The following is a 20,183-nucleotide window of genomic DNA, read 5'->3' as shown; positions in this document are numbered from 1 at the left end:
ACAACTAGAACGTAAGTTACTATAATTACAACGAATTAGCCCCTTATATGGGGCTTTTTTTATGACCTGTTTTTGAGGACCTGCGTTGTGTATTTACACAATGCAGAAACCGGGGAAAACAGGGTGAAAAATGGCTTGCGGGGTCATTTGGGGGGTCATTTGGGGGGTCAAAAAGTGGCAAAAATGGATGTTTAAATTTGGGGATGGGTGCGCAAAACGAAGTTTAAAGCATGGGTTTTTGTGTTTAAGTAGGGGGATAATTCCGCTATTTTGCCGTTATATTATAATAAGGTATAGATTAAACTATTGATAGTTAACGAATTGCGAATGAAGCGGCGTAAAAAACGTGTTTTTATTTATTACGGCGGTATGTGAGGTTTTTATAACGGCGATTTATGCAATACGGCTCTCCGCACCATCCGCATTCCTTAAAGTGGCTAATTCTTCTTTTAATGATAATACTTGCTCCATTAATTCAATTATGCGATTGCTCTTTTCTAGGCTGTCTTTTTGAAGTTTTGATATTTCATTTTCTAGCTCTTTAATTTTTGACTGATATGATAATGCGGAGGGCTCTTCGACGATTGCGCTGTTGTTGCTAGTGATATACTGTTTTTTTAGCATTTCGCCAGCGCCTGTAATAAACCATACTTCGTCCATGTCAGGACACATGCTGATGATTATTCTCAGTGCAGATTCTCCAAAATCTCCATTTCTTTTCTTTTGACCTGAAAAATACCCTTTTGAAAAGCCTGCGTTCCGTTCAAAGGTAGTCGGTTTAATGCCCTTATATTCAAGATATAAATAAAGTCGATCCAGTGATTTCATTAAAAAAACTTAAAATAATCATCAAAATACTTGCAAAGCTGATTATAATCATCTATCATTGCAAGTATAAACATGTAAGTTTTTCGAGCATCGCAAAACGACCTTCGACAAGCTTGCAAGTTTGTAAAACTAACAAAATTCGGAACAATGAGCAAAAAACGTGAATTGCAAGAGTACAAGGATGGCATTTTTAAAGAGCACATTCTCCGTTTAGTGGAAGCTAAAAGAGAGGCTTTAGGCGAAAACGTAAGCAAAAAGGAGATTGCCATGTTAATAGCCAAAGATCTTGGTCTTGAAGATTACATGCCTCTTTACAAAGTTATTTACTCATTAGATAAGGAGTAGCGAAATGACGGGCATGCCTAACATAGTAACTATTACACTTGAAGAGTGGGATGCTGCTGGCCTTTCTTACGATGATTATAAAAATGATCGAAAGAGGGGTAAGCTGAGAACCATTAATCGTGGTGGTGGTGCTGAGAATAGGGTGCTTATTGATTTTAACTCGCTTAAGGTTAGCCGACAGAGGGTGATTATTTCCGCGATTGGTGATCCTAGGAAGCGGGTGCAGACAAATACGGTTAAGGCGAGAATTGTGCCTGATGCTAAGGCGTTGGAGTACTTTACGGGCTATCTGATTGATGATGACAGATATCTTCCAGATGAGAATGTAAAGGAGTACTGCGCGAATGCTGAGGTGCTGAATGCTATTCATGAGGTTATAAAGTCTAGAACGGCATGGAGAAAATCCAGACAAATAAGCACCACAAGAATGTGGGAGCAAATAGTTGTAGATGTTAAGGAAATTAAAGAGGGAAACGCCCTTGTTACACTGCCCGAAAATCAGACGAGGCTAAAGGAGAAGTACGCCTCATATCTTTCTGAAGGTTACGAGACCCTAATTCACAAAGGGTTTAAAAATTCCAACCGCCGCAAGGTAACCGACGATATGAAGCGGCTTCTCCTTAGCATCGCTGCTATGCCCAACAAGCCTTTCAACACGACCATTCAGGATATATACCTGCAGTTTGTTGGTGGTGGTATTGACATTGTGGACTGTGAGACGGGCGAAATATTTAACAGGACCGACTTCTTTGACAAGAAAACGGGGGCTCCGATTACGATTAGTAAGGCTACGGTGTGGAACTACATTAACGATCCGCACAACTTGGCCATACTTGACCGGGTAAGGATGAGCCAGCATAAGTACAACAGCGCTCACCGCCCCCACGTGCACCGTATTACCAATGTTGAGTACTCGCTTAGCAAGATTTCGATGGATGACCGCGATTTGCGGAAAATGCCTAACGGAGTTGCTGTAAAGGCGTACTACGCCTACGATATTAAGAGCGGTGCGCTGATTGGTAAAGCCTACTCGCAAAGCAAGGATAAGAGCCTGTTTGTTGAATGTATGCGAGACATGTTCAGGTTTCTTAATGCAAATGATTTGGGCATGCCTTTGGAAGTGGAGGTTGAAAATCACCTTGCCAACAAGTTTAAGGATGACCTTTTAAAAGCGGGCGAAGTGTTTAAGTACGTGCGCTGGTGTAATCCGGGAAACTCTCAAGAAAAATATGCTGAAACGGCCAACCGCGAGCTGAAATATGGCTACGAGAAGCGCTACCGCGAGGGTGTTGGTAGACACTACGCTAAGCTTGAGGTGAACAATACCAAGGAGCATAAGGTGTGGAACGACGAAGGCATGCAGGTAGTGGAGAAGTACTACACCTTTGAGCAGATTGTTGCCGATGATTTGGCCGCTATTGAGGCATATAACAACGGCAAGCATAGGGACCAGAAGAAATATCCGGGTATGAGCCGATTGGATGTTTTCTTGGCTAATCCAAACCCCAACTGTGCAAGCTACGAGCCTGCTCTTCTATCAAAATACATAGGGGAAGTTACGGAAACATCGGTTAGAAGATCGCAGTACGTGCAGGTGATGTACAACAAGTACCAGCTGCCCAACCCTAACGTACTGGCAAAACTGGCACCAAACAACTACAAGGTAGAGGCCTACTACATACCGACCACTACCGGTGCCATTGATGAGGTTTACCTATACCAAAACGAATCATATATCTGTAAGGCTACAAAGATTGAGAAGTTCAGTACGGCACGTGCCGAGTGGACAGATAAGGATAAAGAGGTGTTTGAAAAGCAGCAACACTACATTGCCCGCTTTGATAAGATTACGAAGGATGGCAAGCAGAAACTTGCCAAGGTGAGCATTCTTAACACGGATGCCGTTGATGAAGATTTTACGCCGGAGGTTATCCCTACTCCACAACCCGCCTTTGAGGGATTTGACAACATTGAGGAGCTTATTAGCCAGTTTGATGGCGAGTACAACTCCAGCAAAGCATTAGATGAATTATAACCTAAAATTGATAATATCATGATGACAAACGACGTTAAACAACGGATTGCAGCGGAGGTTAAAGCCCGTTCGGGGAACTACCCTTCGGCAGCAAAGATGGCAGTTGCTTTGGATGTTTCGCCAAGTCAGCTGTCGAGAATTATTAACGGCGACCTTGAGAAGGTGATATCCGACCAAAAGTGGATAACCATTGCAAGGAAGCTTGAGGTAAACATCTTTAACAACGTTGAGTGGAAAACGGCTAAAACTACGGTTTTTGACTTTGTTACGACTCAGCTAACTGCCTGCCAAGAGCAGTCGCTCTCGGCTATTCTCTGTGACTCTTCGGATATTGGAAAGACCTTTACCGCTAGAGACTACGTCAGGAAAAATCGTAACGCCGTGCTGGTTGACTGCAGCCAGCATAAGACCAAACAGCAGCTGGTAAGAAGCATTGCAAAAGAGTTTGGGCTAACCGCCAGCGGACGTTACGTTGACATCTACGAGAACATTACCTTTTACCTAAGATCGATTGACCGTCCCCTTGTGATCTTAGACGAAGCAGGGGACTTGAACTACGAGGCCTTCTTGGAAATTAAGGCGCTTTGGAATGCTACTGAGGGCGCATGCGGCTGGTACATGATGGGCGCAGACGGACTTCGCGCTAAGATTGATAGCAACCTTAACCGCAACAAGGTGGGATATACCGAGATATTCAGCCGTTTTGGTGGAAAATACCAAAGGATATCGCCTTATGGTAAAGAATCAATTCAGGATTTCGCGCTACAACAATTTGCGGCAGTTGCCTTAGCCAACGGCATTGATCGCGGAAATGTTCCCGAACTATTTGCAAAAACAAAAGGATCGCTACGCCGCACCGCCCACGAGATCAAGAAATCAAAAACAGTAATTCATGGGTAGAAAGGCAATGTCCGTTCAGGAGTTGCTTTCGACCAGGTACAGGGAGTTGGAATTTGAGGGGGATTGGCTTGACACGATTGGCAAGCCAGAATTGACTGGATCTTGGTTTATATGGGGCAATAGTGGTAACGGGAAAACTCGATTTGCGCTACAGCTGGCAAAGTACATGACCAACTTTGGGAAGGTAGCGTATGATAGCTTGGAAGAAGGAGGATGTAAGAGTATGGCTGATGCCATAAGGGAAGTTGGAATAGAATCTTCGAATAGGTTTCAGCTGCTAGATATGGAGCAGATAGAGGACCTAGACGCAAGGTTGGAAAAGAGAAAAAGCCCGGACATCATCTTTATAGACTCTATACAGTACGCAAGGATAAACGGCAAGAAGATTACGACTTTTGAGTTTAAGCAGCTGGTGGAAAAACATAGGCATAAGCTATTTATCGTAATAAGCCATGCGTCTGGTAAAAAGCCGAAAGGCAACGTTGCCGACGATATACACTACCACTCGTCGGTTAAGCTGTGGGTAGAGGGATTCAAGGCTTTCCCAAAAAGCCGATACAAGGGTACTGAGCCCTACGTTATATGGCCCGAGGGTGCTCTTGAAGTGTGGGGTAACTAACACCTACCGAGATGAACTTTCAACAATCGTTTCGACACGTGAACTCGGCCACCGGAATTGGTGCTGAGGAGTATGCAAACATGATGCTTGACCTTGGATGCGCCTATGCTGCCAGTAGCGTAGGCGCCGAAAGGTACGAGGAGGTGATTGGATCGCGTGAATTCTGGAGTTGGTATGTTACGGAGTGGATTGAGCTGGACGAAAGCTTTATTCTTGACGTACACTGCCAGTCGAAAAAGTTCCGCGAGAACCATGCCCACAACTTGGCTAACTACAGGCATCTAAAGCAGACTACTCTTCCGCGACTTGACGGAAAAATGGCGGTACTTCTCTGTAAACCTTCCGAGATTCGATTCGGTAGGGTTATCTCAAAAAGACTTTGCAAAATCAGCAATAAAAGAACTAAAACCGTGAATAATGGAGGATAAAAAGGAGGTAAAACTCGCCTTTAAGCTAGTTGCGGTGGAAGAGCAAAAGCGGTATGTGGCCTCGGTGATGGCCTCGCTGCAAAAGAACTTCCTCTACGCTAAGACGGATCAGGCAAAGGTGAGCATCCAGCAGAAAATAGACTACTACGGTAGCATTTACCACTCGCTTGAAGGGGTGGGCGGTAACATCAAACGAATTTACAAACCATCAAAATTTAAAGTGTATGTCAGTAGACTTATCAACTCTATCGCCCGAGGAAAAAAAGAGGCTTAGAGAACAACTTGAACAGGAAGAAAAGGCTAAAAGGGAGCAACATCTTGCCGAAAAAGAGGTGTACGAAAACCTTAAAGAGGAAAGCGTAACCGAACTATTTGCCTTTTTGCTGGGGCTGTCGCAATCGATTAAGGATGGTAAGACGAAGGTGTTTGCGGCATGCGACCCTCTTCTTGCTATGAAAAAAGAGCTGTACGGCTTATCGGACGATGATCTTTCGAAACAGCAAAGCCACACGTTTACCAATAAGGAGAACTCGAAGAGCGTAATTATTGGCTACAACGTAATTGACGGATGGGACGAGGATCTTACCACCGCTGCAAAGGCAAGAATTGACAAGTGGCTTACCAGCAAGGTGAATAAGGACAACGAGATGTTTGTGAGCATGGTTCGCGACATCTTGAACGCTACGGGTGATGGCAGGCTTAAGGCTTCGAGGGTGATGGAACTGTCGAATAAGGCTAAGGAGTTTGGCGATACAGAACTTACAAATGCGATAAGCATGTTGGAGAAGGCCTATAAGCCTGTAAAATCTTCGACCTACGTGAAGGCTAAGTTTAAGGACGAAAACAACCAGTGGAAATGGGTGGAACTAAGCATGAGCCAGGCGTAGGCGCTGATGTTGGAGTTTTGGGAAACGAGGGGGCGCGGGTTGCGCCCCTATCCCGAACCCGACTTGAGGCAGATGGATTTAAGGTGCTTATCTGTGATGACTGCAAGGGTTGGGGGTATCATGAATACGTTGACCCATTCTCGGATGAGCTTACTAGAGAAATCTGTAAGTCCTGTGGTGGAGATAAGGTGTACTTGTTTAGGCAAGTGCCAAAGAGGATAAGGTTTTCGGAGGTTAATAGGGAGTAGTGAACCCACCCCGCCCTACGGGCACCCCTCCCAGGGAGGGGATAACCTCACTCCTCGACTCCTCCCCTCGACTTCGCTCGGGGAACGCGGGGAACGCGGGGAACAATACAAGGTTTAAACCTTGATGCAACGGAATTGAAATAGAATTTAAACGACAATAAAACGAACCTGAAAGATGAAAAAACTGAGAGTTGAATTTACGACAAACGTAAAGATTTCGAGACTGATTGAGGTGACCGATGAGGCCGCTGCTGAACTTAACCGATTGAGTGAGGAGACCATTATTAATGGCAAAAAGTACATTGATATGCTGGTAAAGGAGGATAAGAGCGAGGATATCAATACGGCAAAAGGGTACGAGATTATCTCGTCGGCTCCGTTTACGGATAATATCCTAAAGGGGAACGATGGGGTGTTTAACGAGGTGTTCTTTTTGGAGGTTGAGCCATGAGCGATGAGATTGTAAAGGCGCTTCTTGCTCTTGTAATAGTGATTGGCGTTATATGGATTTTTGGCGGGGTGGTTGACGATGACGATGCGCCTCGCGGATATGCGGAGAGCTTTAACGAGTGGCAAAAGCGGTACTACATAAATCAGAACGGGAGGTACTACAGGATTTGTCCACCGAACAACTTTGAGGATTACAAGCAGCGGAAAACGAGGTATAGAAAGTACTGCTACCAAAAGAATAGGAGGAAATGCAATGGGTAAATATATAAATGGTCAATACTACCCGGATGAGGGTGTAGGCTCGAAAACCGGAAAAACTGCTAGCCACGAATTAAATAAGAATACGTTTAACATGACCTTCGAAGAGCTGTGCGACTACTATAAACAGCGGAATGCTGAGATTGAGGCAAAGGAGGCTAGAAAGAAGAAAAGAGAGGAGGAGGCGTATGGGAAGCAATGCTGATTTTGAAAAGATGGTAGCCGATATGCGGAGGCTGCAAAAGGAGTACTACCGGACGCGTGATGGTATTGCTCTACGGGCGGCAAAGAAGGCGGAAAAAATGGTGGATGAGTACTTGTGTAGGCTTGAGCCGAAAGGTGCTATAAAGCCGGAGAAAGTGGTGGAATATCCGACGTTGTTTTAGGGGGGAAAGACGTTAGATATTAGATTTTAGACGTTAGATAACCCACCACTGCCCCTCGACTCCTCCCCTCGACTCCTCCCCTCGACTTCGCTCGGGGAACGCGGGGAACGCGGGGAACGCGGAGAACGATCGGGGAACGTAAACGAACTAAAAGTTAAACGATAAAGAGACTGACAATGGACAAGGCAACTGGTATTAAGGTTTTTCATGCTCTTCTGAATAAGATCGGGATTATGGACCATAAGGCGGATATTCTTGATGGTTTTGGGGTGAAGAGTACGAGGGATTTATCGGAGGTGGAACTGGCGACGGCCTGCGCTCGCCTTCGGGATATGGAGGAGGCTAAGGATGCTCCGACTCGCGAGCAGCGCCAGTGGCGTAGCAATGTGCTTACGATGCTTAATAAGCTGGGGATTTACATTACGAACAACGACTGGAGTGGGGTGAATAGGTTTCTGCTGGATAAGCGGATTGCGGGGAAGTTTCTTTATGAGATGAATGTTGATGAGCTGAAGACCTTACACCGGAAGCTGCATGCGATGGTGGTTAAAAAAGAGGAAGCGGATAAGAAGAGGGGGAGGTTGGAGAAGTGTAACTAGATTTTAGACGTTAGATATTAGACGTTAGACAAAACCCACCCCTCGACTTCGCTCGGGGACCACTTCGCTCGGGGATCGAGAATAAACTAAGTGAAAAACCAAAAACGACAAGACGATGCTGATGACTTTTTCGAAACTAGAATTTAAGACATGGATTGAGGACGAAATGAAGATCCACTCGATTAGGGAGGATAAACATGGCAGATGGAAGCCGGGAATGCTTATTCATATGTGGATGGGCACCCCTAGAAATACAAGGGGGAAGGTTAAGCCTTACCAGTTTGATACGAAAAGGGTTGTTTCGATACAACGCATTGAGATTAGAAGGCGTGAAGATGCTATGCAGAGCGTGGTAAAGGTTGATGGAAGGGTTCTTGACATAAACGAACTAAAAGCGCTTTCGTGGAATGACGGATTTACAACATTTGCCGATTTCTGGGATTGGTTTAGAGAAGATTTTACGGGAAAGATAGTCCACTGGACGGATAAGCGCTACTAACCTCCCCTCGACTCCGCTCGGGGAACGCTCGACTCCGCTCGGGGAACGCTCGACTCCGCTCGGGGAACGAGAGGGGTGAGTACAGGAAAGTAGGCTATAAAAGGAAAGAGGCCCCGCGATAAACACGAAACCCCTTTGGCTCAAAACAAAGGTAATAAATAAAGTGCTTATTGCGATGGCGTATAACCGAAAAAATCTATTGACAAAAGTTGTGGAAATTCAGGAGATTACGCTGGAGCACACACGGCGAGGCGTAAACCAGGAGTGGATATACTTCCACCTGATTTTCCCGCAGTACCGGATAAGCAAGCGGACTTACTACAACTACCTTGGTACTGCTGCTAAAGCCGAGCTGAAAAGGCTAAACGAACAACCAAAACAGGGGGTGCTGTTTTAAGAGAGTGCTCCCTGTTCCTCAAAAAAACAATCAATGAAAACGATAAAACTACTAGACCTATGCTGCAAGGCAGGCGGGTGTAGCCGTGGGTACGAATTAGCCGCTAAGGAATTGGGCTATTCGATTGAAATTACCGGTGTCGACATTGAATTTCAACCAAACTATCCTTACCATTTTATTCAACAAGATGCGCTAACGTACTTGCGTGAGAATTATCAAAAATATACTCATATACATGCTTCCCCCCCCTGTCAGAAATATAGCTGTAGTACGGCAAAAATGAGACGAAGAGGGAAAAACTACCCGGATATACTGGAACCACTGAGGCTACTTATGTACCAAACAGGCAAACCAGGCGTAATCGAAAATGTAATGCAAGCGCCACTTCGTCCTGACCTACTACTAACAGGAACAATGTTCGATTTGAAGGTTTTAAGGAAAAGACAATTTGAACTTGTAAACTGGTGGTGCATGAGGCCTTTTATACCTCACCATAAAGGAAGCGTTAAGGATGGGGATTTCGTTAGCGTTTTTGGGAAAGGCAGTAATAGGCAAAACAGGCAGGATAAGATTGCCAAGTTTCATAAGGGAAATGTAAAAGATACGTGGAGGTATGCAATGGGCATAGATTGGATGGATAACCAAGAGATGTCGGAGGCGATTCCCCCGGAGTACACCAAATATATTGGATTGAGTTTTTTTAGAGTTTAAACGACCTTTAAAATGGATAAATCATGAAAGTAAAAGAGTTGATTTCTGAATTAGAAAAGCAACCTCAAGATTTAGAGGTTTTCATCTTCGATTGGCGCAAGAACCTTCACGATGGTTTTGGAGATAGCACTTCTTCGGGCGTCTACAATTTTGAGATTGTGCATCTGCAAATTGAGGATAAAGGCGAGCAGGAATTTTACGAGGAGAAGTACGATAAACCGTTTGTTCCTTGGGTTGCACTGGCATTTAAGAGCGACAATTATACGGATGATGGAGAATGTTTAATCGATTAATTACTATAACGAGGAGGGGTAATATGGCTGATAAAGATTTTATTCCAACAGAGGCTGGTTTTTATTGGGCAAAAACCGATGATTTTAAATGGTTTAATGCAATTGTCCATGTGGTTGGTACCGCCCCCTTTTTTAGAATTGAAGGATGGAACCATCACAAAGAAAAACAATTTACTGATCTAAGTATAATTTCAGAATGGGGGCCAAAGATTGAGTCACCATAAAATAATAAGAAAGCCACCTATCTGGTGGCTTTTTAGTTTAACAGTATTAGGTGTTTACAAATTACAAAATGTTTTTTTACATTTATAGCATAATTTTAAAAATAAGGATTATGGAAAGTAAAAAAGAGTGGTACAATACCACATGGCTTGTAATTCTTCTCTGCATTGTTTTCTTCCCTGTAGGACTTTATGCTATTTGGAAATCGGAAGTTATTGCAAAAGGATGGAAAATTGCTTATACAATCGTTCTTGCTATTGTTTTGATTGCTAATATTGGAGGTAACGATAGCGCTAAAGCGAGTAATGAGAATAATGTTGCTGTTGTTGATACTTTGGCAACTACAAACGAAGGGGATTCGACTACAACTACAACTCCTAATAATTGGAATTATAGCCAAGAATTTGACGAAATGAACTCTTCAACGTCTTACTTTGCGTGGAGTGAATCCACAAATACTCTTGATTTTCAATTTCCTTACGAGGGAGGATCGTCGTTTACGCTTACGGTAAGAAAAAATGCAAGCGGTACTAATGTTTACCTTAAAGTGTCGAAAGGACAATTTATGACAAGCGTAATGGGGGAAGAATCTCTTAGAATAAAGTTTGATGAAGAAAAACCCCAGTCGTTTTCGTATAGTTCGGCGGCTGATGGTAGTTCAGACATTATCTTTATTAATTCAGAATCAAGGCTAATTAATAAGTTGAAAACAGCAAAGAAAATTATTATTGAGACTACCTTCTACAATGAGGGGAAACAAAAGGTGTACTTTAATGTAGAGGGGCTGGATTGGAAGCATAAGATTTGATTGCTAGGTTTAGGTGTGCCGATATGAAAAGCCTTGAGGTTGTATGCCTCAAGGCTTTTTTATTTACAGATATACCCAATAGGGCGAAAGATTTTTCGCCCCTACGATGCACGAATATACGGGCGTATGTGATAATGGGCGTATGCAATACGCCCCTACGTGTACGTTTCGATGGTGATGGATGGGGTGTCGGTGGTTGGTTTTTGGTTGGCATTGGTGATGCGGATGGCTTCGACGGTGCCGGTGGTCATTTGTGGGCGGTGGATGCTGTCGGTGTAGGCGTCGATGCTACAGGTGTAGGTTAGGATGTGGTAGCGGAAATAGGGGGTTGCGGCTTGGCGCTCGCCTGCGTACTTGAGGGGGGTGGTCCCCTCGACTCCGCTCGGGGAACGCTCGACTTCGCTCGGGGTGCCTGTGACACGTAGGGAGTTTAAGAGGTACTTACAGGCTTTAATAAGGCGCATGTACTCTATGCTCACCTCGGCTCCTATTCCCTCGACTCCGCTCGGGGAACGGAAGGCGTTGGAGAAACTTTCGGTATGGCCTTTGGGCTCCTGCAAGATGTGAAAGTCGAGGGTGAGGTTGTCGGGTTCTCCGGCAATGCCTGGTTTAATGTCCCAGCTGATGAATATGGCTGGGCAGAAAACCTCGAAGTTTTCGGGATCATCGGGTTGGCCGATGTTGATGTCGATAGTACGGATTACGGGTAGATGGCGATCGGTGAAAACTTTCTTGTTTTCGGCGAAGGTTTTGAGGATTGCGAGGTAAACTTGTTCCATTGTTTTGGATGTTAGACGTTAGTATTTAGACGTTAGTAGTTAGATAAAACCCACCCCGCCCTACGGGCACCCCTCCCGAGGAGGGGATAAGGCTGGCGCACGAGTAGGGCGAAAGATTTTTCGCCCCTACGATGCAATGCGCCTCTGCGAGGCGCTTTTATGTGCCACGGATGGCGCGGGTGATTTCGGCGGTCATCATGCGTTGGAGTTGGGTATCTAGTACGGCGCTGGTGCCGATGAATTGGCGTTTGGGTATGTGGAGGCGGATGGTGCGGGTGTATGTTTTTACGGTGGTTTCGCCTCGCTTGACGCGACCAAAATCGACGCGGGTGCTTCGCTTGTTTTCTTTGCCCCGGATGACGCCAAATTTTGTAAGGTTGCGCTTATGCGAGGCTACGCGTTGGGTGACTTTGCCGCGAAAGCCTTCGTTGTGTACGCGGGCATAGGGGGCGTCGGTTCCGATGATTACGACTTCGGCGCTTACGAGGATCTTGCGGATGGAGCGTCTTAACCTTCCGCTATCGACTAGGATGGCGCGACCTGGGCGTTCGCGACGGCCCCAGCGCATGGGCTTGCGGTTTTTCCACGGCTGGGTGGTGGTGTCGACCCAGTTTTGCGCACGAAAGCGATCCTTGCTGAAATTGACGGCAAGGGTGGCGGCACGCTGGGGAATGGCCTGAATGGAGGCGGTGACGCGGTTGACTAGGTTTGTGAATTGAAGGGTTTCGAGCATTGGGTGCAGACGTTAGATGTTAGATTTTAGACGTTAGATAAACCCACCCTACCCTGCGGGCACCCCTCCCGAGGAGGGGATAAGGCTGGCGCACGATCCAAGAGAGACGGATTCCAAACCCGTCTCTACTTTTTTAAAATTACTTGAAAGAAACATTATCAAATGTTCTTCCGTCACTCGCCATGACATAGTATTGTGAACCAGAGTAAAGGGGCATTATGCATTCTTTATCGTCATCGAATACAACAACTCCATACATTTTATCCACAATATCTTTCTCCCAATTTTCAACAGTTTTTTCAAACTGTTTCTTATTGGTTTCTTTTAAAAGCAGAGTGTAGTAATCACCCAAGTTCGTGTTAATTTGACCTGCTTCAGGGTCAATCCTTCTTAAAATAAACATGTCTGTATGTATTTAATGTTGGCTACTCTATTAAAGGTTTTCGCCATTCCCTTTTTATTTTTTCCTTTCTGTAACATGCAACTCAGCGACCGGGGTATTGCTGGCGCACGAATAGGGCGTATGCGATACGCCCCTACGGCGCACGAATAGGGCGAAAGATTTTTCGCCCCTACAAGGGCCGTGCATTATTGGTATCCGGTTTCGACATTGGCGATGACGCGGAGGAACATGTCTTTTACCGTTTCTTCGATTTGGCGGAGACTCATGTTTTGCATGTTGGTGTTGCTTACATTGAGGCCTCCTTTAATAAAGGAATCGATGTTGATGGTAATGTTACGGGGGGCTTGACCGCTGTCGGTGATTTTGGAAATACCGCCGTCGCCTAACCCGTTGTTACTTTTGTCGGGATCTTCTAAACTAGGGATCTTTGTTTCGGTTGAAAAAGGATTATTCTCATTTTTTTGGGCTTTATTTTTTGCCTCAAAATCGGACTCCATTCTCTTGCGAATATCTGATATAGAAGGGACGTGGAAATTCTTAATAGCCTTCCATGCCCCGCTAAAATCGCCAGTGAATATAGCCTTGATAATATTCCAGATACTCATAAGCGCTTCATCTAGCCATATAAATACTGGTTTAATTGTTCTATATAGCCACTCAAAACCATTACCAATCTGACCTAAAACCCATGATAGTCCTTGCCATAGCTTTTTAATCACCCACCACAAACCTTCGAGGGGCTTAACGATAACCCATTTAAGCACAAACCCAATTCCGCTAAGAGCATCTTGTAGTAGCATGGAATTGCGATACCATTCCTTAGTAGCCTTGGATGCATTAAGTATCCATGTACCTAATTTGCTAAATACGTTTAGGAAGAAGTCTCCAAAAGGTTTAATAAAATTGCCTTTAATGCTATTCATTATTATAGCCCAATCGTCGAGTGGTGCTCTTGCATTTTCGTAGGCGGTATTTAATGCTCCCTGGGAGAGAACGGTTGCGTCGGTGATACCTTTTAACTTAGTAACATCCTGCACCATTGCGAGGATAGCGCCTTTAGCCTCCATGTCCTTAAGCCCGATTGCATCGAGGAAGTTAGCTTTGCCCTTGTCGGATAGCTTACCCATTTTACTCTGCAGCATCGTTACGATGTCGAGAATTGGCTTTACCTTGCCTTTTGCGTCGAATACATCGATACCTGCACCCTTAAGCCCTTTTATGGTGTCGACATTAGAAAATGCCTTTACCATGTTCATTATGCCCGTTGTGGCTTGCTCGGCTTTTTGGCCCTGTGCAGTAAGGAAAGCCCATGCTGCGGCAGTTTCGTCGAGAGCAAAACCAGCACCACGTGCCAATGGGACTATTTTAGGTAGATACTGTGCTATATCTTTAAACTCGGCATTACCCTTATTTAAGGTGGCGAATAGAATATCATAAACACGGTTGATATTTTCGCCGGATGATGCCATTACGCCAACGCCAGCAGCGGCTACAGTTTCGAGATCGGCAAAACCCGCCTTAGAAGCCCTTAGCGTTGGCTCCAAAACGGCAAGCGAGGTGTTAACGTCGAGACCTGCAGAAATGATACGGTTGAATGCTTCTGGGACCTGCTCTAGTGGGCCGACATTGCGGGTACCAATTTTGACTAGTTGATCGGACAATTGTTGCAGCTGAGGAGGTGCTAGCTGCGCGGTAACATTGGCCTTAGCCATATTGGTAGCCCACTCGTTAGACCATTTAGAGGCCTTAACCCCAGCCGCAGTTAACGCTAATAGTCCAGCGGTGACGAGAACGTATGGATTACCCAAAGCAGCCATTGCATTGCCAAAACCAGGTATTTGGTCGGTCATGGCGCTAAAGGCCTTGGTGTGGGATAGCTTAAGGGAGTTGAGCTTATCCTTCATGCCCTCGACGGTGCCGTTAAGGCGCTTCTTAGCCTCGGATAGACCGGTGTTAAGGCGGTTTTTGAGTTCGAGAATGAGCTGAACTTTTGCTTGTCCTGTCATTTTTAGCTGTTTAGTTGTGCGATTAAGCGCAATTATTGTATATTTGTAATGTCAGTCCTGCGGGACGGACCCACCAACGGGTGCTAGACTTCGGTTTAGCGCCCGTTGCTTTTTCGGTACACCTCGCAGAAGATGTCTCCATCGCTATTGAGTACAATTACCCCATGCAGGCTATCGTATAGATCCATCTTGGCCATTGCCGATTTTGCTACGCGCTCGGGGTTTAGCTTAGCATCCTTTGATAGCTTAATTACGGCATAGTTGGCCTGCTTTGCGGCGTTGTCGATATGACGGGCAATGTTTCGGCCGCTACCTGTCATGTACTTGAAATCGCAAATCATATCCTTACCCTTGGCGCTCTGCATCCAGAAGTCGGGATTCTTCTTTGCATCAACGGGCTTATACCCTTTGGGGTAAAAGCGCTCCTTAAGCGCTGCATCCTTCTCGTGGATGGATGGCAGCATCTTGATGTTCTTAAATCCTAGGTCGATGAGGTTGGCGCTTATCTCGGCATGGTGCTTTAACTGCGCTATACCCTGATTGCTTACATCGTAGTGTAATAGGTTGACATCGGCCACGCCGTTACCTACCTTAAAGCGCTTGTAGGTGGCATCGGCAGGCAGGTAGGCGAGCGCCTTGCGTAGCTCGCCATGCGGTACGCCGTTGTAGTAGGGATGCCCGGCAGGGTAAACCAAGCCCGTGGCCGCAAGGTTGGTGCGGAACATGGGGTTGATGGGCACGTCGGGTATATGCTCGGTCTCTTTTGCGCTGCTGGTTGCCAGCTGAATGACGTCGCAACGGCATCCCCAACCGTTGGGCGGGTAGTGGGTGCTCCAGAATGAATCATCAATCTTACGGACAACGCCATCTAATGCCCTGTGCTCGTTACGTACGCGATCGTCGCCGACGGTTTGGTACTTGAGGTAGGGCATGTCCTTTTCGTTGGCCTTAAACTCTGCCCACTTGCTTGCCATTGTTGCTGATCCTACGGCGCTGTTGTACTCGGTGAGTAGCCACGACTTGTTGTACTTGGCGTTGATGGCTTCAGCGGCGGCCTTAAACTCGGGGAAGGTACGAGCCTTGCCGTTTTCGTCTACGAGCGCAAGGGTAAGGTCGCGCATTTGGTTGTAGTTTTTGGCGGCGGCAAACTGCCAGGTGTCGCGGGTGAGACGGGCGAGCATTGGGGCGTCGGGGGTATCAAAATCTACGTCGGAGGGTGTTTTGCCGTAACCTTCGAATACGTTGCTTTCGAGCAGGGCACCGACGATGCGGTGCAACGGTACATCGGTGGTGATAGATTTGCCGTTGTATAGGGTTTCGAGGATGCGGGTTACCTCTTTTTCGATGGCGGCGTCGGTAGAGGGCGAAAGATTTTTCGCCCGTACGGATTCGGCAGAGGCAGAGGGCGAAAGATTTTTCGCCCCTACGAGGGAACAGGGTGACGGCTCGTATAGGTTGGGGACGGCGGTTGCCGCTGGTTCGCTATCCCCTAATTGAAATTTGCGGATAGGGAGGCGGCGGGGTCGGGTTTGGAACCCGCCCTTACGGAATTGCCAGTGGGCGAAAGATTTTTCGCCCGTACGATTGGGAGGTTGAAGGTGTCGGCAATAACGTTTTGGTCCATTTCGTAGAATTGGAGGGCTTCGCTTACGATTTTCCAGTGCTCGGTTAGCGAGATTTGCTCGGTGCGGTCGAATACGAATGTTGCGGTGTCGGGGATTTTATAGCCCCATAGGCGTAGGATGGGGATTAGCTTGCCGTTGACAAAGAACTCGATGCTGCGGCGATCGGCCTCGGCAATCTTTTCGTCGAGGGTGCGCTCGTGCACCTCGGATTGGCTGCGGCTGCTGCCATCGTCCAATATCATAGTACCGCCAACGATGGGCTTGGATACCTCGGAGTTGGTGACAACAATTTGCTGCTGGAATATCTTGTAGGGGTCGCCCTTGGTAGCCTGATCGTGAATGGTGATTTTGGTGCCTTGTGGTAGAACAGCCTGAGCGGCTTGGCCCAATGCACGAAGATCGGACTCCAGCTTATCCAGGTCTTTCTTATCGGTCTTGGTAGTTTCGGCGGTAACCATAGGAATGCCAAAACGCTCGGATAGGTCGGCCCATGCCTGCTGGGCGTTGCGCTTCCAGATTAGCTGCGGCACGATGGTGTTTAGCAGTCCGAATTGGTGGCTGCTACGTATCTCGACCACGTTTTTAGCAAAGGCGGGATCGCGGTAGCAAACGCCCTTATCGCCATTGGCCTCGAAGTAAACAAAGCCCGATTGAGGCACGCAGTTGCGGCGAGGTAGCAGCTGCCACTGCATGGTGGTAGGATCGACCAACTCCAGCACCGAGTAGCCGCAAAAGACGCTTTCGAGGGCGTGATCCATGACCTGGTAAAACCAGTCGGTTTCGAGTAGGGCTGTTAATTCGGGGATTTCCTTGCCCGTTTTACCATCCTTGATGTAAAACTTTGTTGATAGGGTTGCCGCCTTGCGGAGACTGATGGCAGCGGTTAGGTGGCCGTCGAGCCTTAGGTTGTCGTATAGATCCTGAAGCAATGCCCAACGTGGCGTCTCGGGGTTGCCACAGGCGTCGAGCGCCTGCTGCCAACTTTTGATTTCGGCACGTGAACGGTCTTTAAACTGCTGGATGATTTGAACGGCAATGCCGGAGGATTTTCCTGCAGGCGGTGTGGTTGCTTTTGCTTCGAACTTAAACATTCCCCAGAGGAATGATTTTGATATGTTTGAATTATTCATGGCTGCTTTTAGTATTGGTTATCGCTTAATGATCGACGCGACCAAAGGCGAATGTCGCTTGCGGTTTCGCCGCTCTCGTTGGTGATTAGCGGGAGGTTGGCGGAGTGATCGTACTGAACGGCTTTAAGCCATTCGAGGGCATCGGAGTAGCGAAGCTCACGGGTTTTAGGAATATTATTGCCGCCCTCCTTGCTCCAGAGGTGATAAAGGGCGAGGTCGATGGTTATCATTACGATGTAGGCATCGCGGGTATCGTCGGCACCGTCGGCAACCGGGGTGAAGATTTTGGAGACATCGTACTTGCCCCCGAGAAAGTTCTTTATTTGGGCTATGGCCATATCCTCGGCGCGGATTAGCTTGCTGCGCTCGGTTGTAGGGTCGATGATAAGCGCTATTTCGTCGCGCAGCTGAACGGCATAGTCGGAATCGTTTAAGAATCTCATATACGGTAATTTTAATAGCGGTTACGTGAATGCCCCCGGATATCGGAAGCGCGGACAATTCGAGGCTCGAAGGCGTCCTGCTGTAAGTAGTTGGCAAGCTCCTCGATGGCCTGCTGGTCGGCATCGGGACCGTCGTCGTGGGTTTTATAGCCCGGCTCGATGCCCTTTAGCTGGGCAATGCCCAGCTGCATATCGTTGTTACCCTTCTCGCGCTCGTCGTAGTATGGTCTACCGTTTTGGTAGTACGGTTGAAGGGTGAGAATACGATCGTACTTATTGCCAGTTGGCCTATCCTTAACGATGATGTTAAGCGGTCGCCCCTTTTCCTTTTCGACCTCCTGCAGGGCGGCACGAACGGGATCGTTCCAAAATTGGCTTTCGACCCGCCAATGGACGATAATTGGCTTTTCGCAACGGTACTTTAGCTCCTCCTCGTAGTCGTACATAAAGCGGATGGCATCGACCATTTTGCAGCGACGTAAGAAGGCTTTTAGATGCCAAAATTGACGGACATAAAGCCCCCAAACTTTGACGGCATTATAGTCGGAGTGCCCCGAATAGGCGGGGTCCCAATGGCCAACGATTATTTGGAAGTGGTCGATGCGCGGAGCCTTACCCCACTGGATTTGATCGTCGGTAAAGATTTTACCCTTAATGTGAGGCTCGTGATTGTACTCGGCAAGGGCGGCAATTTTGCCAATATCCTCCTCCACATCCTTATAATAGGTGTCGGAATATTTTTGATGCCAAGCGGGCTTATAGGTAATAGGGTCGTAAGCCTTAATAAGATCAAGGTGCCAGTTAGGGTGTTTTGCTTCTAGCTGGTTTTGGATTGATCGAGGCCAAGGGTCGTTGTTAGGATGAAGGTAACGGCGAACCTCGCCATCCATTGTAGGAATAAGGTCGCGTTCGATCCAGTCTACCACTTCGTCCTGTCGTTTAGGATTTTTAGAGGTATCCTTATCTTCCAAATCATCGGCAACTATGTAGTTAGGACGTCGGGAGCCAACGCGAAGCCCACGGGGGCTTTGGCCCATACCGAGAGCCTTACCAATGAAGCGGCCATCGCGAGTTTGAAAATCGCCACCCTCCCAGCAGCCGTTTAGCTTTTGCTCGCCAAAGTCGTGAATGAGCAGCGGGTTAGCCTCGAATTCTGCCTGCACGTCGGAAAGAAGTATCTCGGCCTTATCGTAGCTATTGCCAACAACCAACTCATATATGGATTCCCCATTTATCCAAAGCCAAATAGGTATAATGATATCGCAGTGAACAGATTTAGCCAAACCACGCCCCCAGCGAACCAACGCACGGATTACCTTATTACGCTTAACGCGGTTAGCCAGGTTGATGTGAAAGTCGGCGCTTTCGGCATCGGCATAGTGGGGAAAATACTTGCTTACGAAAAAGCCATAGTCCTTTTTTGCGCGTTCGATACGCTCGCGCTGCTGCTGCTTAGTTTCGTTAGGGTTAAAGGAAGAGCCCCGGCGAATCATTTCAAGTTTTTCGCGGTAGCGTTCGAGGGCTTGCTTGTCTTGAAACTGCATTGCTACGCTATTTAAATCGAAGTGAAACGTCGTTCAGGTGAACGTCCTGAAAGTCGAGCGTCTTTAGGTAAAGCGCCTCGTCGTGGGCTCGCAAACCCTCGAAAATCATTTCCATGACCTGTAGGTAAACCGATAGGGATATTTTGCTATCCTTATCTATGTTACTGAGCGTTTTGTTCCACTTGCTGACAGCATCATCAACACGAGCAATTTGAATCTGTAATTCACCAACCCGTTTTGCGTCCTTTTCGTGTTCGGCCTCTTTGAGCTCCATTGCATATGTTATGCGGTCGTCAGTAAGTTGATTGATAATTTGACGGATATTTTCGGTTCGAACACCTGGGGACGATAGCTTAGCGGAACGCAGGTCTTTCCATCGACCTTTTGCTACCCATTTAGATAGCGTAGCCTCCGTAACGTTCAACATTTCGGCAATTTGCTTGGCAGACTTGTTTTGCTCGACAAATAGAATTCTAGCCAGTTTTTGCTCTTTCTCTTTGGCCATATTATGCGCTTTTGTAGCAAATATGGCTTATTGGCGGGGGTGTTGCCTAATAGTTATGCAAGGGTTGCAGTAATCGTTGCAACTGTTGCACAACTATTTGCG

The 20,183-nt window shown here is 46.8% G+C and carries 29 protein-coding genes; 19 read left to right on the top strand and 10 right to left on the bottom strand.

All coding sequences use genetic code 11. The features are described from left to right. Window positions 1-393: 393 nt before the first annotated feature. The gene (locus CLV25_RS13300; RefSeq protein WP_131840154.1) at window positions 394-828 is read right to left on the bottom strand and encodes a hypothetical protein; all 435 of its coding nucleotides are present in this window, start codon (window positions 826-828) and stop codon (window positions 394-396) included. A gap of 147 nt (window positions 829-975) precedes the next feature. Between CLV25_RS13300 and CLV25_RS13295 the strand changes: the two genes are divergently transcribed. The 19 genes from CLV25_RS13295 to CLV25_RS13205 all read left to right on the top strand — a co-directional run bounded on the left by CLV25_RS13295 (window position 976) and on the right by CLV25_RS13205 (window position 10,913). Next, on the top strand, window positions 976-1,173 hold the full coding sequence (locus tag CLV25_RS13295; RefSeq protein ID WP_131840153.1) for a hypothetical protein: 198 nt from the start codon (window positions 976-978) through the stop codon (window positions 1,171-1,173). A 13-nt stretch (window positions 1,174-1,186) separates the two neighbouring features. Continuing rightward, window positions 1,187-3,208 carry a hypothetical protein gene (locus CLV25_RS13290; RefSeq protein ID WP_131840152.1) on the top strand — a complete coding sequence of 674 codons (2,022 nt, stop codon included), beginning with the start codon at window positions 1,187-1,189 and terminating at the stop codon, window positions 3,206-3,208. An 18-nt stretch (window positions 3,209-3,226) separates the two neighbouring features. Continuing rightward, window positions 3,227-4,108 carry an AAA family ATPase gene (locus CLV25_RS13285; protein ID WP_131840151.1) on the top strand — a complete coding sequence of 294 codons (882 nt, stop codon included), beginning with the start codon at window positions 3,227-3,229 and terminating at the stop codon, window positions 4,106-4,108. After that, complete coding sequence (locus tag CLV25_RS13280) at window positions 4,101-4,727, top strand: ATP-binding protein (RefSeq protein ID WP_131840150.1); 627 nt, start codon at window positions 4,101-4,103, stop codon at window positions 4,725-4,727. Before CLV25_RS13285 ends, CLV25_RS13280 begins: the two co-directional genes overlap by 8 nt. An 11-nt stretch (window positions 4,728-4,738) precedes the next feature. Beyond that, window positions 4,739-5,155, top strand: coding sequence for a hypothetical protein (locus tag CLV25_RS13275; protein ID WP_131840149.1), 417 nt, complete (start codon window positions 4,739-4,741; stop codon window positions 5,153-5,155). Continuing rightward, window positions 5,145-5,429 carry a hypothetical protein gene (locus tag CLV25_RS13270; RefSeq protein WP_131840148.1) on the top strand — a complete coding sequence of 95 codons (285 nt, stop codon included), beginning with the start codon at window positions 5,145-5,147 and terminating at the stop codon, window positions 5,427-5,429. The genes CLV25_RS13275 and CLV25_RS13270 overlap by 11 nt, the downstream gene beginning before the upstream one ends. Continuing rightward, complete coding sequence (locus tag CLV25_RS13265) at window positions 5,380-6,042, top strand: DUF3164 family protein (protein WP_131840147.1); 663 nt, start codon at window positions 5,380-5,382, stop codon at window positions 6,040-6,042. The genes CLV25_RS13270 and CLV25_RS13265 overlap by 50 nt, the downstream gene beginning before the upstream one ends. Then, complete coding sequence (locus CLV25_RS13260; RefSeq protein ID WP_131840146.1) at window positions 6,012-6,290, top strand: hypothetical protein; 279 nt, start codon at window positions 6,012-6,014, stop codon at window positions 6,288-6,290. Before CLV25_RS13265 ends, CLV25_RS13260 begins: the two co-directional genes overlap by 31 nt. Before the next feature lie 175 nt (window positions 6,291-6,465). Further along, window positions 6,466-6,741 (top strand): hypothetical protein, encoded by a 276-nt coding sequence (locus CLV25_RS13255; RefSeq protein WP_131840145.1) that lies wholly within the window; start codon window positions 6,466-6,468, stop codon window positions 6,739-6,741. Next, window positions 6,738-7,001 carry a hypothetical protein gene (locus tag CLV25_RS13250; protein WP_131840144.1) on the top strand — a complete coding sequence of 88 codons (264 nt, stop codon included), beginning with the start codon at window positions 6,738-6,740 and terminating at the stop codon, window positions 6,999-7,001. Before CLV25_RS13255 ends, CLV25_RS13250 begins: the two co-directional genes overlap by 4 nt. Next, complete coding sequence (locus CLV25_RS13245) at window positions 6,994-7,203, top strand: hypothetical protein (RefSeq protein ID WP_131840143.1); 210 nt, start codon at window positions 6,994-6,996, stop codon at window positions 7,201-7,203. Before CLV25_RS13250 ends, CLV25_RS13245 begins: the two co-directional genes overlap by 8 nt. Beyond that, entirely contained in the window at window positions 7,187-7,384 is a 198-nt protein-coding gene (locus CLV25_RS13240; RefSeq protein WP_131840142.1) for a hypothetical protein, read from the top strand. The genes CLV25_RS13245 and CLV25_RS13240 overlap by 17 nt, the downstream gene beginning before the upstream one ends. 176 nt (window positions 7,385-7,560) lie before the next feature. Next, window positions 7,561-7,983 carry a hypothetical protein gene (locus CLV25_RS13235; RefSeq protein WP_131840141.1) on the top strand — a complete coding sequence of 141 codons (423 nt, stop codon included), beginning with the start codon at window positions 7,561-7,563 and terminating at the stop codon, window positions 7,981-7,983. Window positions 7,984-8,098: 115 nt separating this feature from the next. Then, window positions 8,099-8,482, top strand: coding sequence for a hypothetical protein (locus CLV25_RS13230; RefSeq protein WP_131840140.1), 384 nt, complete (start codon window positions 8,099-8,101; stop codon window positions 8,480-8,482). Window positions 8,483-8,681: 199 nt separating this feature from the next. Then, entirely contained in the window at window positions 8,682-8,879 is a 198-nt protein-coding gene (locus CLV25_RS13225; RefSeq protein ID WP_207895675.1) for a hypothetical protein, read from the top strand. 33 nt (window positions 8,880-8,912) lie between these two features. Next, window positions 8,913-9,590, top strand: a complete 678-nt coding sequence (locus CLV25_RS13220) for a class I SAM-dependent methyltransferase (protein ID WP_131840138.1) — start codon at window positions 8,913-8,915, stop codon at window positions 9,588-9,590. A gap of 23 nt (window positions 9,591-9,613) precedes the next feature. After that, window positions 9,614-9,883, top strand: coding sequence for a hypothetical protein (locus CLV25_RS13215; RefSeq protein WP_131840137.1), 270 nt, complete (start codon window positions 9,614-9,616; stop codon window positions 9,881-9,883). 23 nt (window positions 9,884-9,906) lie between these two features. Then, window positions 9,907-10,107 carry a hypothetical protein gene (locus tag CLV25_RS13210; RefSeq protein WP_131840136.1) on the top strand — a complete coding sequence of 67 codons (201 nt, stop codon included), beginning with the start codon at window positions 9,907-9,909 and terminating at the stop codon, window positions 10,105-10,107. Window positions 10,108-10,217: 110 nt separating this feature from the next. After that, window positions 10,218-10,913, top strand: coding sequence for a hypothetical protein (locus CLV25_RS13205; RefSeq protein ID WP_131840135.1), 696 nt, complete (start codon window positions 10,218-10,220; stop codon window positions 10,911-10,913). A gap of 155 nt (window positions 10,914-11,068) precedes the next feature. Here CLV25_RS13205 and CLV25_RS13200 read toward each other — a convergent pair whose 3' ends face one another. The 9 genes from CLV25_RS13200 to CLV25_RS13160 form a co-directional block, all read right to left on the bottom strand. Beyond that, on the bottom strand, window positions 11,069-11,692 hold the full coding sequence (locus CLV25_RS13200) for a hypothetical protein (RefSeq protein ID WP_131840134.1): 624 nt from the start codon (window positions 11,690-11,692) through the stop codon (window positions 11,069-11,071). A 157-nt stretch (window positions 11,693-11,849) separates the two neighbouring features. Beyond that, window positions 11,850-12,425, bottom strand: coding sequence for a phage virion morphogenesis protein (locus CLV25_RS13195; RefSeq protein WP_131840133.1), 576 nt, complete (start codon window positions 12,423-12,425; stop codon window positions 11,850-11,852). Window positions 12,426-12,564: 139 nt separating this feature from the next. Then, window positions 12,565-12,828: a hypothetical protein gene (locus CLV25_RS13190; RefSeq protein WP_131840132.1), complete on the bottom strand. Its 264-nt coding sequence runs from the start codon at window positions 12,826-12,828 to the stop codon at window positions 12,565-12,567. Between the two features lie 185 nt (window positions 12,829-13,013). Beyond that, window positions 13,014-14,834 carry a phage tail tape measure protein gene (locus CLV25_RS13185; RefSeq protein ID WP_131840131.1) on the bottom strand — a complete coding sequence of 607 codons (1,821 nt, stop codon included), beginning with the start codon at window positions 14,832-14,834 and terminating at the stop codon, window positions 13,014-13,016. A gap of 95 nt (window positions 14,835-14,929) precedes the next feature. After that, window positions 14,930-16,111 carry a phage head morphogenesis protein gene (locus CLV25_RS13180; protein ID WP_131840130.1) on the bottom strand — a complete coding sequence of 394 codons (1,182 nt, stop codon included), beginning with the start codon at window positions 16,109-16,111 and terminating at the stop codon, window positions 14,930-14,932. A gap of 212 nt (window positions 16,112-16,323) precedes the next feature. After that, a complete protein-coding gene (locus CLV25_RS13175) occupies window positions 16,324-17,589 on the bottom strand; it encodes a phage portal protein family protein (RefSeq protein ID WP_131840129.1) in 1,266 nt (421 codons plus the stop codon). An 8-nt stretch (window positions 17,590-17,597) separates the two neighbouring features. After that, entirely contained in the window at window positions 17,598-18,032 is a 435-nt protein-coding gene (locus tag CLV25_RS13170) for a phage protein Gp36 family protein (RefSeq protein WP_131840128.1), read from the bottom strand. 11 nt (window positions 18,033-18,043) lie between these two features. After that, entirely contained in the window at window positions 18,044-19,576 is a 1,533-nt protein-coding gene (locus CLV25_RS13165) for a hypothetical protein (RefSeq protein WP_131840127.1), read from the bottom strand. A gap of 7 nt (window positions 19,577-19,583) precedes the next feature. After that, window positions 19,584-20,081: a DUF1804 family protein gene (locus CLV25_RS13160; protein WP_131840126.1), complete on the bottom strand. Its 498-nt coding sequence runs from the start codon at window positions 20,079-20,081 to the stop codon at window positions 19,584-19,586. Window positions 20,082-20,183 lie beyond the last annotated feature (102 nt).

The organism is Acetobacteroides hydrogenigenes (assembly GCF_004340205.1).
GTDB lineage: Bacteria > Bacteroidota > Bacteroidia > Bacteroidales > ZOR0009 > Acetobacteroides > Acetobacteroides hydrogenigenes.
Note: the sequence above shows the minus strand (reverse complement) of the source record. Positions and strands in the feature narration are given on the sequence as shown.

Bases quoted from the DNA above. Each gene is read 5' to 3' on its own strand.
- CLV25_RS13300 (WP_131840154.1), bottom strand. From the start codon at position 828: ATGAAATCACTGGATCGACTTTATTTATATCTTGAATATAAGGGCATT.
- CLV25_RS13295 (WP_131840153.1), top strand. From the start codon at position 976: ATGAGCAAAAAACGTGAATTGCAAGAGTACAAGGATGGCATTTTTAAA.
- CLV25_RS13290 (WP_131840152.1), top strand. From the start codon at position 1,187: ATGCCTAACATAGTAACTATTACACTTGAAGAGTGGGATGCTGCTGGC.
- CLV25_RS13285 (WP_131840151.1), top strand. From the start codon at position 3,227: ATGATGACAAACGACGTTAAACAACGGATTGCAGCGGAGGTTAAAGCC.
- CLV25_RS13280 (WP_131840150.1), top strand. From the start codon at position 4,101: ATGGGTAGAAAGGCAATGTCCGTTCAGGAGTTGCTTTCGACCAGGTAC.
- CLV25_RS13275 (WP_131840149.1), top strand. From the start codon at position 4,739: ATGAACTTTCAACAATCGTTTCGACACGTGAACTCGGCCACCGGAATT.
- CLV25_RS13270 (WP_131840148.1), top strand. From the start codon at position 5,145: ATGGAGGATAAAAAGGAGGTAAAACTCGCCTTTAAGCTAGTTGCGGTG.
- CLV25_RS13265 (WP_131840147.1), top strand. From the start codon at position 5,380: ATGTCAGTAGACTTATCAACTCTATCGCCCGAGGAAAAAAAGAGGCTT.
- CLV25_RS13260 (WP_131840146.1), top strand. From the start codon at position 6,012: ATGGGTGGAACTAAGCATGAGCCAGGCGTAGGCGCTGATGTTGGAGTT.
- CLV25_RS13255 (WP_131840145.1), top strand. From the start codon at position 6,466: ATGAAAAAACTGAGAGTTGAATTTACGACAAACGTAAAGATTTCGAGA.
- CLV25_RS13250 (WP_131840144.1), top strand. From the start codon at position 6,738: ATGAGCGATGAGATTGTAAAGGCGCTTCTTGCTCTTGTAATAGTGATT.
- CLV25_RS13245 (WP_131840143.1), top strand. From the start codon at position 6,994: ATGGGTAAATATATAAATGGTCAATACTACCCGGATGAGGGTGTAGGC.
- CLV25_RS13240 (WP_131840142.1), top strand. From the start codon at position 7,187: ATGGGAAGCAATGCTGATTTTGAAAAGATGGTAGCCGATATGCGGAGG.
- CLV25_RS13235 (WP_131840141.1), top strand. From the start codon at position 7,561: ATGGACAAGGCAACTGGTATTAAGGTTTTTCATGCTCTTCTGAATAAG.
- CLV25_RS13230 (WP_131840140.1), top strand. From the start codon at position 8,099: ATGCTGATGACTTTTTCGAAACTAGAATTTAAGACATGGATTGAGGAC.
- CLV25_RS13220 (WP_131840138.1), top strand. From the start codon at position 8,913: ATGAAAACGATAAAACTACTAGACCTATGCTGCAAGGCAGGCGGGTGT.
- CLV25_RS13215 (WP_131840137.1), top strand. From the start codon at position 9,614: ATGAAAGTAAAAGAGTTGATTTCTGAATTAGAAAAGCAACCTCAAGAT.
- CLV25_RS13210 (WP_131840136.1), top strand. From the start codon at position 9,907: ATGGCTGATAAAGATTTTATTCCAACAGAGGCTGGTTTTTATTGGGCA.
- CLV25_RS13205 (WP_131840135.1), top strand. From the start codon at position 10,218: ATGGAAAGTAAAAAAGAGTGGTACAATACCACATGGCTTGTAATTCTT.
- CLV25_RS13200 (WP_131840134.1), bottom strand. From the start codon at position 11,692: ATGGAACAAGTTTACCTCGCAATCCTCAAAACCTTCGCCGAAAACAAG.
- CLV25_RS13195 (WP_131840133.1), bottom strand. From the start codon at position 12,425: ATGCTCGAAACCCTTCAATTCACAAACCTAGTCAACCGCGTCACCGCC.
- CLV25_RS13190 (WP_131840132.1), bottom strand. From the start codon at position 12,828: ATGTTTATTTTAAGAAGGATTGACCCTGAAGCAGGTCAAATTAACACG.
- CLV25_RS13185 (WP_131840131.1), bottom strand. From the start codon at position 14,834: ATGACAGGACAAGCAAAAGTTCAGCTCATTCTCGAACTCAAAAACCGC.
- CLV25_RS13175 (WP_131840129.1), bottom strand. From the start codon at position 17,589: ATGAATAATTCAAACATATCAAAATCATTCCTCTGGGGAATGTTTAAG.
- CLV25_RS13170 (WP_131840128.1), bottom strand. From the start codon at position 18,032: ATGAGATTCTTAAACGATTCCGACTATGCCGTTCAGCTGCGCGACGAA.
- CLV25_RS13165 (WP_131840127.1), bottom strand. From the start codon at position 19,576: ATGCAGTTTCAAGACAAGCAAGCCCTCGAACGCTACCGCGAAAAACTT.
- CLV25_RS13160 (WP_131840126.1), bottom strand. From the start codon at position 20,081: ATGGCCAAAGAGAAAGAGCAAAAACTGGCTAGAATTCTATTTGTCGAG.